Below are 11,898 nucleotides of genomic sequence, written 5' to 3'. Positions count from 1 at the left end.
GAGGACAGAGACCGATTTGGGCAAAGCCGGCATGGAAAAAATGAGAAATGCGCTGTCTCAGCGTGCGAAACGGATTATCGTTTTGGTCGTGTTGTGCGGCGTTGTTCTGGGCTTTGGCCACCGGATCGAGACCCTGTCTTATCAGACCTACATGCAGAATCTGGAGCTTGATACCACCTTAGAGCTGATCGAAGTCCGCGAACAAATCCGCGCGGATATCTTTGACCAGATCCTGAAGCTGCGTGAGTTGGCCACGGTCATCAGCGAGAACCCCACGATCACCCAGTCCGAATTTAGCGCCCGCGCGGCAGAGTTCATGGCCGAGAACCCGGATGTGATTAACCTCGCCGTGGCCCCCGACCTCGTCGTGACAATCGTCCACCCCTATGAGGCCAATCGCGGCGTGCTGGGGCTGGACTACCGCCAAAACGCGGCGCAACTGCCCAAGGTCGAAGAGACCCTGCGGACCGGCGAAGGGTTGGTGACCGGCCCGGTTGATCTGGTGCAAGGCGGGCGCGGGCTGATCCTGCGGCATCCGATCTTTGATTCAACCAGCACCGCCGCCGCCCCGAACGAACCTTGGGGCATCCTCTCCATGGTTGTGGATTACGACGCGCTCGTCACGCAGCTGCGCATCCCCGAACTGACCGAAAAATACGATCTGGCCATCCGCGAGCTGACCCCCGAGGGAGAGATCGAACAGACGATCATCGGCGACCCCGAGTTGACTTTGATCGACCCCATCGAGCTCGACTTCAACTTTGCTTTCGGCGCTTGGCAATTGGCCGCAACCGTCAAAGGCGGCTGGCCAGAGCATCGTCCAGACTTCTGGCTGAACTGGATTTTGCGCCTGCAAGGCGCCCTAGGGGTCACCATTTTTGCCTGGTATATCATCGGCTTGGCAGAGAACCGCAAACTCGCCGAAGAACGTCTGCGCACGGGCGTCGAGGCTTTGGACCATGGTTTTGTCATGTATGACGCCAAGGGCATTTTGGTGCTTTGCAATGAAAAATACCGCGAGATCCACGACTATAGCGAGGTGGTGAAGCCCGGATCATCCTATGAAAAGATTGTCCGTGACAGCATCCGCCGTGGGATCGTGCCCGATGCCGTCGGCAAGGAAGAGGAATGGATTCGCGTTTGGCTGGAGAAACGTGAGAACGGCGCATTTGAAACCGAACAGCGCATGCCCGATGGCCGCATCATCCGCACCTCGGACCGGCGGATGGAGGACGGCAGCGTCGTGGGTTTGCGCATTGACGTGACCGATCTGAAAAAGGCGCTGCTGACCGCCGAAGACGCGAACAAGGCCAAGACCGACTTCATGGGCGTGCTGAGCCATGAGTTGCGCACACCGCTGACGGTCATCTTGGGCCATGTCCGCCTTGCGCGGCATTTCGACCGCACCCCGGCAGCGCGCGATCTTCGTACCGCTATTGAGGCTGACCCCAAGACCCGTGAAACGCTGGCGCCCAAACTGTCCGCCACGATGGGCAAACTGAGCGATATCATGCAAACGGTAGAGCGTTCGGGCAATCACCTGCTGACCCTAATCAACGAGGTGCTCGATTTTGCCAAGATCGACGCAGGCAGCCTTTCGATCGCGATGGAACCAGTGCAGATCGACGATATCGTCACCCCTACCGCCGATCAGCTACGCCCGATGATCGAAGACAAGGGGCTGGAGCTAAACGTGAAATCGGCAACCGGCGTGATGCTGGCGGATGGAAAACGCATCCAGCAGGTGTTGATCAATCTGCTAAGCAACGCGACGAAATTCTCGGACCAAGGCACCATTTCGCTGACCTGTCGCATCCGCGGGGAAGTGGTTGAATTCCGCGTTACGGATTCAGGCATCGGCATCCCGGAAAACGAGTTGGAGCGCGTCTTCGAGCCCTTCCATCAGGTCGATTCCACCGCCACCCGCCGCTTTGGCGGCACCGGGCTGGGCCTAGCGATTTCACGCGATATCGCCACTGCCCATGGCGGCAGCCTTGTCGCCACCAGCATCATGGGCAAGGGCAGCAGCTTTTTGCTGACCCTGCCCCTGCGCCCCGCCATCGCTGTCGCCGCCGCCGAAGCGCGCGAGGCCGAGGTCGCCTAGACACCCGATCCTGTCACCCGCCATCGCCCTCGCCGGTGGCACCCGTGGCGGCTGGCCCCTTCAACGCACGGGCAGCCGCTCCACCACCTGCTCTTGCTCGCCCAACCCTTGGACGCTTAGCCGAACCCGGTCGCCGGGGCTAAGGTAGCGTGGCGGTTTGAACCCCATGCCCACGCCCGGTGGGGTGCCCGTGCAGATCAGATCGCCGGGCTCTAGCTGGATGAATTCGGACATGTAGGAAACGATCGTCGCCACATCAAAAACCATCTTCTCGGTCGTGCCGTTTTGCAGACGTTCGCCATTGATCTCGGCCCAGAGCGACAGTTTGCCGGGATCGCCCACCTCATCGCCCGTCACCAAAACCGGCCCTGTGGGGCAAAAGTTGGGAAAGCTCTTCCCCTTGACCCATTGCCCGCCCCGTTCGGCCTGCCAAGCGCGTTCCGACACGTCATTGACGACGCAATAGCCCAGCACATGGTCCAGCGCTTGATCACGGCTGACGTTCAATGCGGTATGTCCGATCACCACGCCCAACTCGACCTCCCAGTCGAGTTTGCTCATCTCTTTGGAGTAAAGGAGCGGATCATTCGGCCCGCAATAGGTGCGGCTGGCCTTGGTGAACAGGATCGGCTCGGTCGGCACGTCCATGCCCGATTCCGCCGCATGGTCGGAATAGTTCAACCCCACGCCCCAAATGTTGCGCGGCTGGCTGACCGGTGCAGCGATACGCTGGCCTTGGGTTTCGACCAGCGGCAGACCTTCCAGATCGACGCCATCCAATATCTTGCGCAATGTCGGAATGGTCTCGGGCGTGAAGTCTGGCACAAGGCTGCTCACATCCCGCGCCTGCCCTGCCGCATCCAGCACCACCGGCGTTTTTGCCCCGTCACGCGCCCCGTATCGCATCAATCGCATGGTCAACTCTCCCCTTTGGCGACCCTCGTTGGCGGTACCATAGCCATAGAAACGGCGATGACCACCGCTTTGCAAAGGTCACCGGTTTCTGCCCTCTTGAGGCAGGAGTTGCCGCGCTTGGCCGCCCTCTCCCGTCCGACACTCCACAATTATCTGCATTAGCGGGGCGAAAAGCCCCATTCTTGCCCCAATTTACCCGCTGCGGCATTGGCAGCAGAGCGTGAGGGGGATACCTTGGGTCAAACATCTGCCTTCTCGCCAAGTCAGGTGCAAAGACTACGACAGAGGCAATGATGAACGACTTTTACAACGCTTTGGCGGATTTCGATGATCCGCTGCGGCAACTCTATATGCTTGCTGTCGAGCCTGATCTTTCCGTCGAAGACAAAATCGCCAAGCTCTTGCAACTGGGCACAGAGGCGCTTGGTCTTGAACTCGGCATCGTCTCTCGCGTGGATCATCCGGTTTACGAATGTGTCTATGTCCACGGCCCTGACTGGGCGCCTGCCCCCGGCAGCACCTTTGACATCAATGGCACCTATTGCCTGCACACACTTGCCAATGCCGATGTGACCTCTTTCTACCACGCCGGTCAGCAAGAGATTTCGACCCATCCGTGTTATGAGAATTTCGGTCTGGAAAGCTATATCGGGGCGCCGCTGAAAACCGGGGACACGCTGTTTGGGACGTTGAACTTTTCCAGCACCGCCCCGCGCCCGGCCCCGTTCAGCAAGGCGCAGATCCAATTCGTCCAATTCCTCGCCCGGTGGCTGAGCAGCGAACTGTCCCTGCAATCCGAACGCCGCGCGCTGCGCGAACAGCGCGGGCTGCTCAAGGCAATGGTGGATGCCGTGCCCGAGGCCATCATCATGGCCGACCCCAACCGCCGTGTGGCGCTGGTGAACCCGGCGGTCGAAACCCTGTTCGGCTATGCCCCCGACGCGCTTTTGGGGCGGCAGACGGCCGTTCTCTATGAGACCCTCGGCAGCTATGAGCGCATGGGCGAAGAGCTGACAAATGCCAGCACGGCCAGCACGCAGGGCGCGTTTTCCGTTGCCTGCCGTCGCGCCGATGGCTCGACCTTCGAAGGCCAAGTCGCCACCGCCAAGGTCGAGACCGATCGCGGCGAGCATCTGGGCTATCTTGGCGTGGTGCGCGATGTCAGCGAACAGCGCGAATTTGAGCGCGCCAAGGATCAGCTTATCGCCACGGTCAGCCACGAGATGAAGACACCGCTGACCGCGCTTACCGGGGCGCTGCGCTTGCTTGAGGTCAGCCCCGGCGACCTGCCGCCGCAAAAGCGCAAACTGCTGGAACTTGCGCTGCGCAACGCGCGGGCTATCGATCAGATGGTGGGGGATATTCTGGATGTAGAGACCCTGCGCAGACCGGATCAATCGGGATTTTCTGAGCGCCCCTTGGCGCCATTGTTGGCCCAAGCCTCAGAGACCTTGGTCGCCTACGCCAAAGAGCGCGGTGTCGGTTTGGAAATGACCCCGTCCGAGGCCCCCGCCCCGCTTTTGCGGCTGCACGAGGGGCGGCTCATGCGGCTGTTGTCAAACCTGTTGTCCAACGCGATCAAAGCCTCTGACGAAGGGGGCACGGTCCAGCTTGGCCTGTCGGAGGATGGCACCGGGTTTTGGGTCAAGGACCACGGCAGCGGCTTGCCGTTGGAGCTGCAGCCGGTCCTGTTCGACCGGTTTTCCCGCGGGTCCAGCTACCGCGTCGAAGAAGGGCATGGGCTGGGCATGAGCATCGTCAAAGCCATCGTGGATCAGCACCTCGGCGAGATCCGTTTTGAAACAGCCGAGGGTGAGGGCACGACCTTTTTCGTGGACTTCCCCACTCTCAAAGGGCGGCCCGATGCGGTGGCCGTCTCCTGACGGCACATCCCAAGATCCCCCGACGCTAGACCAAGAGAGCCCGGAGCGCGTGCCCTGTGCGGTCGATCCCCGCGGGGGTGCTGACCACCGCCGCCAGTTGCGCACCACATCGGCAGCGTCGATATGATCGGTCAAAACCACCGCAGGTCCGCCCCGCGCTGCTCCGGATCAGTCGGGCTGGCAAGGCCAGCGCCACGCCCTCATCCCAATGGGCGATGATATTTTCCGCCTCTAGCCAGTGACCGGATCGGCACGATGTTAAACGTGAAACCAAAAGGTTTCGACAGACCGCTGAGCAGAAAGTGCAACGAAGGAAAGCCGTCTTCGGTGTAGGGTTGGCGCAATCAGCTGACCGAAGATGACATCGCGCCCTTTACCCGCGCGGTCGACCAACCCGAGCGCACATCGGACGCGGGGGAGAGCGAAAGCACTATGTTTGGCAGGAAAGGACAGTTTCCTGCGCCCGAAGGCCCGCGCCGGGCTAACCCGCCTCGCGTTTTGCCACCGTGCAAAGCCAATCGCGCACGATGATCGCAGCACTTGAAACCCCTTGGCGCGGAGAAAGCAGATAGAAATCCTGCCCGCCCTCCATCACATGATGCACGGGGCAAACCAACCGCCCCGCCTCAAGATCGCGCTGGACCAAAAAGCGGCTCGCCAGCGCCACCCCCTGCCCGGCGAGAGCGGCATCCAGACTGAGCGTTGTTTGGTTAAACCGAAGCCGCCGCGCTGGTTTTACGGCGCTGCCAAATGCTTCTTCCGCATAGCGCGGCCAAAGATCATGCGTGTCGTGGAGCAGGGTCAGTTGCTCCAGTGCCGCCGCATCCAGCGGCGTGCCGTCAGCCGTCAAACTGGGCGAGCAGACCGCCACAACCTCCTGCGCGAACAGCAGATCAGCCCGCAGACTGGCCCCGAAAGGCGGACGCGCCTGACGCACGGCAAGGTCGATCCCATCCGCATGAAAGCTCGCCACCCGCTCCGTCGCCGTGATGCGCAGGTCGATGCCGGGATGGGCTTCGGTGAAGTCTGACAAGCGGGGGATCAGCCATTTCGACGCAAAAGTCGGTGTCACGCTGACCGTCACCCGCGCGGGCGCGCTGCGCAGGGCATCCGTCGCCTCGCTCAACTGCTCAAAAGCCCGCGATACAGAGGCATGATAGGCCCGCCCTTCGTCGGTAAAGGCAAGGCCGCGCGGTTCGCGTAGAAACAGGCGCAGCCCCAGATGATCCTCCAGCCCGCGCACCTGCTGGGCGACCGCCCCTTGGGTGACGCCCAGTTCATCGGCAGCCGCGCGGAAGTTCATATGACGCCCCGCCGCGGCAAAGGCGCGAAGTCCGTTCAGGGGCGGCAGTGGAAAGTCTGGAGGCACGATAGAATTCCTACAGTCATACGACAATGCATCTGGCTGGCCAGCACAGCCTACCATGCCTAATTAAAAGACCATAGCACCGCAGCGCAATCGCTGCACAGCATATGGAGTATATCCGATGGCAACAGAAAAAGTAGCCCTGATCACCGCAGGCGGCAGCGGCATGGGCGCGGGGGCGGCCCGCAAACTGGCCGCTGATGGCTTTAAGGTCGGCGTGCTTTCCTCCTCCGGCAAGGGAGAGGCGCTTGGCACCGAATTGGGCGGCTTTGGCATCACCGGTTCGAACCAATCGCAAGAGGCGCTGGCCCAGTTGGTAGATGGCGCGATGGACCGCTGGGGCCGCGTTGATGTGCTGGTGAACTCCGCCGGACACGGGCCGAAAGGCGACATCCTAGAGATGACCGACGAAGACTGGCACGGCGGGCTGGATGTCTACCTGATGAACGTGATCCGCCCCACCCGTCTGGTGACACGAATCATGGCGGCGCAGGGCGGCGGCGCGATCATCAATATCTCGACATTTGCCACCTTTGAGCCGGACTCGCTTTTTCCCACCTCAGGCGTCTTCCGGGCCGGGCTCGCGGGTTTCACCAAGCTCTACGCAGATCAATACGCGGGCCAAAACATCCGCATGAACAACGTCCTGCCGGGCTTTATCGACAGCCTGCCCGAGACTGAAGACCGCCGCGCGCGCATCCCCATGGGGCGCTATGGCACCGAGGCTGAAGTGTCTTCGCTGATCGGCTGGCTCGCCTCCGAAGGCGGCGCCTATGTCACCGGGCAGAACTGGCGCATCGACGGCGGGCTGACCCGTGGCGTCTGAGGCGATCGCGCGCGCGGCCCCTGCGCAGCTGGCGTTCTGGGTCAAATGGGTGGCTTCGGTGATCCAGATCCTTGGCTATGCCGCCACCGGCTTTGGCTGGACGCCTTGGAACCTCTACCTCTTTGTGGTGGGGGTTCTGGGCTGGCTGATCGTCGGGGTGCTTTGGAATGATCGGGCGATAACGCTGGTCCATCTCGTTGCCATGGCCGCGATGCTGGCAGGCACGGCGAGCCAGTAGCGGGTAGGCAATCCACGGGTTTTGATCCGGGCCGCCTTATGGAACGCCCTTGCGGATTGCCCACACCCTCGGAATAGTGCGGAGAAGCGTGCAATTTGAGGCGGCCATGACTGACATACCAAAACATCCCATGCGCCGCCTGCTGACAAGCTTCGCCATCTGGTTTTTGGTGGTGACCTTCGTGGTGCTGATTTATGCCAAAGGAGACGACCCCATGCCGCTGAGCGTCCTCAGCCGTCTTGGGATTGCCGCCGCCATCGTTGCCTTTGTGAACATTCCGCTGATCCGCAAGATCGGCCATATCTACCTGCACACGACACCCGATGACGGTGATCTCGACGACTAGCCACTCTGTCGCCGCCTGCCTTGCACCCTGCGGAAATCGACCCATATCTCCTTTACAACGGACAACCGCGAGAGACCAACATGGGCTATGTAAAGACAGCGATGCTGATGGCGGCGATGACCGCGCTTTTCATGGGGGTTGGCTACCTGATCGGCGGATCGGGTGGCGCGCTGATCGCGCTCGTGGTGGCGGCGGGGATGAACGCCTTTACGTGGTGGAACTCCGACCGCATGGTGCTCAAGATGCACAACGCGCAGCCGGTTTCCCCCAATGACCGCACCGGGCTTTACGCCCTCACGGCCGAGCTTGCGCGGAACGCGGGCCTGCCCGAACCGAAGGTCTATCTGATCGACACGCCGCAACCCAACGCCTTTGCCACCGGGCGCAACCCGGCCAATGCTGCCGTGGCGGTAACAAAAGGGCTGATGCAAAGCCTCAGCCGCGAGGAACTCGCTGGTGTTATCGCGCATGAACTCGCGCATATCCGCAACCATGACACGGCGATCATGACCGTGACCGCGACTTTCGCCGGGGCGATTTCTATGCTGGCGAACTTTGCGTTGTTCTTCGGCGGCGCGCGTGAGCGAATGGGCATGATCGGCACGCTGATGATGATGTTCCTCGCCCCCATGGCCGCCGCATTGGTGCAGATGGCGATCAGCCGGACGCGGGAATATGCGGCGGACAAAGCCGGGGCAGAGATCTGCGGCCACCCGCTCTGGCTGGCCTCAGCGCTTGAGAAAATCGCGATGGGCGCCGCGCGGATCGACAATCACGCCGCCGAGCGGAACCCGGCCACGGCGCATATGTTCATCATCAACCCGCTGCACGCGCATAAACATGACAGCCTCTTTGCCACACACCCGGCGACGGAAAACCGCATCGCAGCCCTGCGTGCGATGACGCCCACGGCGGCCCCGGTGCGGGCCGAGAGCGCCCGCCCCACCACCAGCAGCCGTATCCCCAAGGCTGGCAGGCGGGGTGACGCTGGGCCGTGGCGCTAAGCCGCGCTCAGCCCCGCCGCCAGTAAGCTGTGCAAATCTGGCGTGTCTTGTCCATGCCGAGGGTGGTTTTGAAATGCCCCCGCAACTGCTGGGCGTTCTGGAACTCTCCGGCGAAAAAGGCATAGCCCAAACCGTCATCCGTCAGCGCCTGCGCATGGCCAAGCACCTCGGCTTCGAACGCGGCGGGCGGCAGCGCATGGACGCGCAGCTTGGTCTTGGGCAGGTAGTCCCGATAGGACACGCCGCGCGGCAGGGCGGCCACCACATCGCCCACCGCATCCTCTGGCAGGCGCGCCAAAAGCTGCGCCACAGCGGGCAGCCCCGTGCCATCTGCGGCCAGAAAATAGGAGGAGGCTTCGGGCAAGGCGCTGATGCCCACCGGCCCCATCGCCCCGATCCGTTGCCCGGCATGGGCGTTCTGCGCCCATTGCGAGATCAGGCCCGATCCATGGCGCACCACGTCGATATCGACCTCCTCGCGCGCGGCGCGGATGTTCTTGAGCGTCACATAGCGCGCGTGCAACTCATCCGCGCCCTTTGGCCAGACCGGCGCACCGTTGGCACCCATCACAGGCCACACCGGTGCGCGGCTGAGATCGCGCGGCAGGATCAACCGCAGATGCAGCCCCTGCGCGGCGAGTTCGGCAATGTCAGGGTAATGCAGGGTGACGCGCTGCATCCCCTCGAACAGTATTTCACTGTTCAGCACAGTCAGCAGGCGAAAGTTCTGCGGCGTGGCACCGGCCTCTTGCGTGATGCCCTGCCAGCGGATGCGATCGGCCAGCGCGGGATCAAACTCTGCCACGTGATGCACCATGCCCTCTTTCGAGAATTGCATGGCGTTTTCGCCGGGTGCTTGAAGGCTGACTTCCAGCCCCCCCGCGCAGAGATCGAACTCCACCCGGTAGCCGTCTTGCTCAAACACATGACCGGTCGCCCCTTTGGCGCGAAACGCCATGCCGTGGTCATCAACAAGATGCGACAGGATCCGCGAGAGCATCTCCTGCGGCGCGTCCATCGGGATGGTAGTCTTGGCTTTGGCGATGGTCATCTGGGGCTCCTCCCGGTCAAAGAAAAGCGCGGCACACGAGGGTGGTGCCGCGCTTTAGGCTCACCAGCTATGGGCCAGCTTCAAGGTGACTTCACGACCGGGGCTGTAGAAGTCAGCGTAGAAACCGCCGTAGGAGGTGTGCTTTTCGTCGAACAGGTTGGTGACATTGGCCGACAGGGTGGTCTGCTCGGACAGGTCATAGCTTACGGCGGCATCCACCACGACAAAGCTGCCCGTCTCGCCTGTGGCGTTGCTGTCGCTGTAGTAATAGCCGCTGTTGAACCGCGCGCCCAACCCAACCGTCAGATCACCACGGCCAAGGTTTTCCCATGTACGGCTGGCCCAGATCGAGGCGACATTTTCAGGCACCAGACCGGGGCGGTTGCCAACGTTGCCGGAGGTGCCGTTCTCTTTGATCTCGGCATCCAGATAGCTGTAGGCGGCGGTGAGGGTATAGGCACCCATCTCGGCTTTGGCTTCCAAATCGATGCCGCGGACACCGATTTCACCGATGGTTTCCGGCTGGTTGGTCGCCGGATTGGTGCGGGTGATGTTGCTTTTCGACAGGTCATAGACCGAGGCCGTCAGCAGCGCATTGGTGCCCATGGGCTGCCATTTGGTACCCAGCTCAAACTGCTCGCCCTCTTCCGGCTCGACGCCAAAGCCTGCGGGCACGACCGACTGCGCGTAGTTCCCAAAAACCGAAACGTTCGGCTTGATCTTATAGGTCAGGCCCACGCGGCCTGTCGTCTCGCTGATGTCGTTGGTCTGCACCGTACCGGCAAGGTTGTTGGTTTCGGTTACGTCGATCCAGTCGTGACGCAGCCCGAAGGAGGCGATGAAACGTTCGTTCCAGTTCAGCTCTTGCTGAAAGTAAAGCGCCTTGCCTTCCGTCTCTGTATCGAGATCGGCAAAAATCGGAACGCTGGTGGGACGGCCTGTGTAGCTTGGGTTGTCGCGGTCAACCGACGGCGCCGCGCCATAAAAGCGTTGATCGGTCTCGTCGGACCACGAGAATTCGACCCCCGCCGTGGTGGTGCTGGCTGCACTGCCAAGGAAGCCCTCATAGGTCAGATGCAGGTCGGAGATCATGTTCTCGCTCGTGCCGTCGCTGGCAAAGTACGCGCGGTCCACCATGCTGTCATTCGGGGTATAGTCGCTGACATAGGCATAGCCGAAGTCATCCGCGCCGTCGCTGTAGCGCAGGGTGCCGCCAAAGCTCAGCCCGTTGCCGAAGTCATGCGCGCCCAGAACGGAAACGGTGGTCCGTTCGGTGCCGCGGTAGTTATAGTCCGGCTCGCCGTAGAACACGTCGCTGCGGTCAAAATCGCCGCCCGCCGGGAAACCACCGCTGCCGGGCACGGAGTCGCGGTCAAGGTGATCGACGATCACGGTCAGCTCAGAGGCATCGGAGGGACGCCATGTGAGGCCACCCATCGCGAAGATCTCGTCATTCTCGGAATAGGGGTACTCAAGCTCGCCATTGCGCAGCAGGCCGGTGAAACGGTAGCTGAGCGTGCCTTCTTCATCCAGCGTGTCGCCGAAATCTACGCCGGTTTCCAAGCTGCCATAGGAATCCACCGAGGTGTAGACACTGCCAAAGCGTTCGTCGCGCGGGCGTTTGGTGACATAGTTGACCGAGCCGCCGGGGTCGGACAGGCCAAAGGTCGAAGACGATGCGCCCCGGATGACTTCCACACGCTCAAAAGCAAAGGGCTCTTCGCGGATGGCCCCAAAGTTCGGGCCCAATGTCAGCCCATCTCGGTAGGTATAGGCCTCGAACCCGCGCAGAATGAAATAGTCGAACCGGTCGTCCGCGCCATAGCTGTCGGTGCTGGCGCCGGCGGTGTAGTTCAACACCTGCTCCACGCTATCCGCGCCGCGCGCTTCGATCTCGCGGCTGGTGATAACAGAGACGCTGGCCGGGATATCAATGATCTCTCCCGACAGTTTGCCGCCGCTGCTAAGTTCGCTGGCGACCACGGTTTCGGCATCCGCCGCGCCTGAGGTTTGCGCGCTGGTCTCTAGGATCACGTCGTCCAACTGGTAGGTCTCTTGCGCGGAAACTGCGCCCGGCACCAGCGCCGTACAGCATAAAAGCGCCGTCTTGAGAGAGCCGCGCCCTAGTTGCAGGGGAATGAATTTAAAAGAGGACATGGCGGTCT

General features: G+C 61.8%; 10 protein-coding genes. 6 read left to right on the top strand and 4 right to left on the bottom strand.

Annotated elements, in window-relative coordinates; all coding sequences use genetic code 11:
• Window positions 1-31 precede the first annotated feature (31 nt).
• Window positions 32-2,104 (top strand): ATP-binding protein, encoded by a 2,073-nt coding sequence (locus T8A63_RS02925; protein ID WP_322344931.1) that lies wholly within the window; start codon window positions 32-34, stop codon window positions 2,102-2,104.
• Window positions 2,105-2,164: 60 nt separating this feature from the next.
• Here the strand turns inward: T8A63_RS02925 and T8A63_RS02920 are convergent, their stop codons facing one another.
• A complete protein-coding gene (locus tag T8A63_RS02920) occupies window positions 2,165-3,019 on the bottom strand; it encodes a fumarylacetoacetate hydrolase family protein (protein ID WP_300054802.1) in 855 nt (284 codons plus the stop codon).
• 293 nt (window positions 3,020-3,312) lie between these two features.
• Between T8A63_RS02920 and T8A63_RS02915 the strand changes: the two genes are divergently transcribed.
• Entirely contained in the window at window positions 3,313-4,902 is a 1,590-nt protein-coding gene (locus tag T8A63_RS02915; protein WP_322344930.1) for an ATP-binding protein, read from the top strand.
• 481 nt (window positions 4,903-5,383) lie between these two features.
• On the opposite strand, the gene T8A63_RS02910 is transcribed toward T8A63_RS02915, so the two are convergent.
• Window positions 5,384-6,271: a LysR substrate-binding domain-containing protein gene (locus T8A63_RS02910; protein WP_322344929.1), complete on the bottom strand. Its 888-nt coding sequence runs from the start codon at window positions 6,269-6,271 to the stop codon at window positions 5,384-5,386.
• Between the two features lie 118 nt (window positions 6,272-6,389).
• On the opposite strand from T8A63_RS02910, the gene T8A63_RS02905 reads away from it, so the two are divergent.
• From T8A63_RS02905 to htpX, 4 genes are all read left to right on the top strand, one after another.
• Window positions 6,390-7,094, top strand: a complete 705-nt coding sequence (locus tag T8A63_RS02905; protein WP_322344928.1) for an SDR family oxidoreductase — start codon at window positions 6,390-6,392, stop codon at window positions 7,092-7,094.
• Window positions 7,084-7,332, top strand: a complete 249-nt coding sequence (locus T8A63_RS02900) for a DUF6552 family protein (protein ID WP_322344927.1) — start codon at window positions 7,084-7,086, stop codon at window positions 7,330-7,332. Before T8A63_RS02905 ends, T8A63_RS02900 begins: the two co-directional genes overlap by 11 nt.
• A gap of 106 nt (window positions 7,333-7,438) precedes the next feature.
• A complete protein-coding gene (locus T8A63_RS02895; protein WP_300054792.1) occupies window positions 7,439-7,678 on the top strand; it encodes a hypothetical protein in 240 nt (79 codons plus the stop codon).
• Between the two features lie 80 nt (window positions 7,679-7,758).
• Window positions 7,759-8,682 (top strand): zinc metalloprotease HtpX, encoded by a 924-nt coding sequence (htpX, locus tag T8A63_RS02890; protein ID WP_067937842.1) that lies wholly within the window; start codon window positions 7,759-7,761, stop codon window positions 8,680-8,682.
• Window positions 8,683-8,689: 7 nt separating this feature from the next.
• Here htpX and T8A63_RS02885 read toward each other — a convergent pair whose 3' ends face one another.
• Together T8A63_RS02885 and T8A63_RS02880 are read right to left on the bottom strand one after the other, a co-directional pair.
• Window positions 8,690-9,733, bottom strand: a complete 1,044-nt coding sequence (locus T8A63_RS02885) for a siderophore-interacting protein (RefSeq protein ID WP_322344926.1) — start codon at window positions 9,731-9,733, stop codon at window positions 8,690-8,692.
• A 60-nt stretch (window positions 9,734-9,793) separates the two neighbouring features.
• Window positions 9,794-11,890 carry a TonB-dependent siderophore receptor gene (locus T8A63_RS02880; RefSeq protein ID WP_322344925.1) on the bottom strand — a complete coding sequence of 699 codons (2,097 nt, stop codon included), beginning with the start codon at window positions 11,888-11,890 and terminating at the stop codon, window positions 9,794-9,796.
• Window positions 11,891-11,898 lie beyond the last annotated feature (8 nt).

This window comes from Sulfitobacter sp. OXR-159 (assembly GCF_034377145.1).
Taxonomy (GTDB): Bacteria; Pseudomonadota; Alphaproteobacteria; order Rhodobacterales; family Rhodobacteraceae; genus Sulfitobacter.
Note: the sequence above shows the minus strand (reverse complement) of the source record. Positions and strands in the feature narration are given on the sequence as shown.

Bases quoted from the DNA above. Each gene is read 5' to 3' on its own strand.
- T8A63_RS02925 (WP_322344931.1), top strand. From the start codon at position 32: ATGGAAAAAATGAGAAATGCGCTGTCTCAGCGTGCGAAACGGATTATC.
- T8A63_RS02920 (WP_300054802.1), bottom strand. From the start codon at position 3,019: ATGCGATTGATGCGATACGGGGCGCGTGACGGGGCAAAAACGCCGGTG.
- T8A63_RS02915 (WP_322344930.1), top strand. From the start codon at position 3,313: ATGAACGACTTTTACAACGCTTTGGCGGATTTCGATGATCCGCTGCGG.
- T8A63_RS02905 (WP_322344928.1), top strand. From the start codon at position 6,390: ATGGCAACAGAAAAAGTAGCCCTGATCACCGCAGGCGGCAGCGGCATG.
- T8A63_RS02895 (WP_300054792.1), top strand. From the start codon at position 7,439: ATGACTGACATACCAAAACATCCCATGCGCCGCCTGCTGACAAGCTTC.
- htpX (WP_067937842.1), top strand. From the start codon at position 7,759: ATGGGCTATGTAAAGACAGCGATGCTGATGGCGGCGATGACCGCGCTT.
- T8A63_RS02885 (WP_322344926.1), bottom strand. From the start codon at position 9,733: ATGACCATCGCCAAAGCCAAGACTACCATCCCGATGGACGCGCCGCAG.
- T8A63_RS02880 (WP_322344925.1), bottom strand. From the start codon at position 11,890: ATGTCCTCTTTTAAATTCATTCCCCTGCAACTAGGGCGCGGCTCTCTC.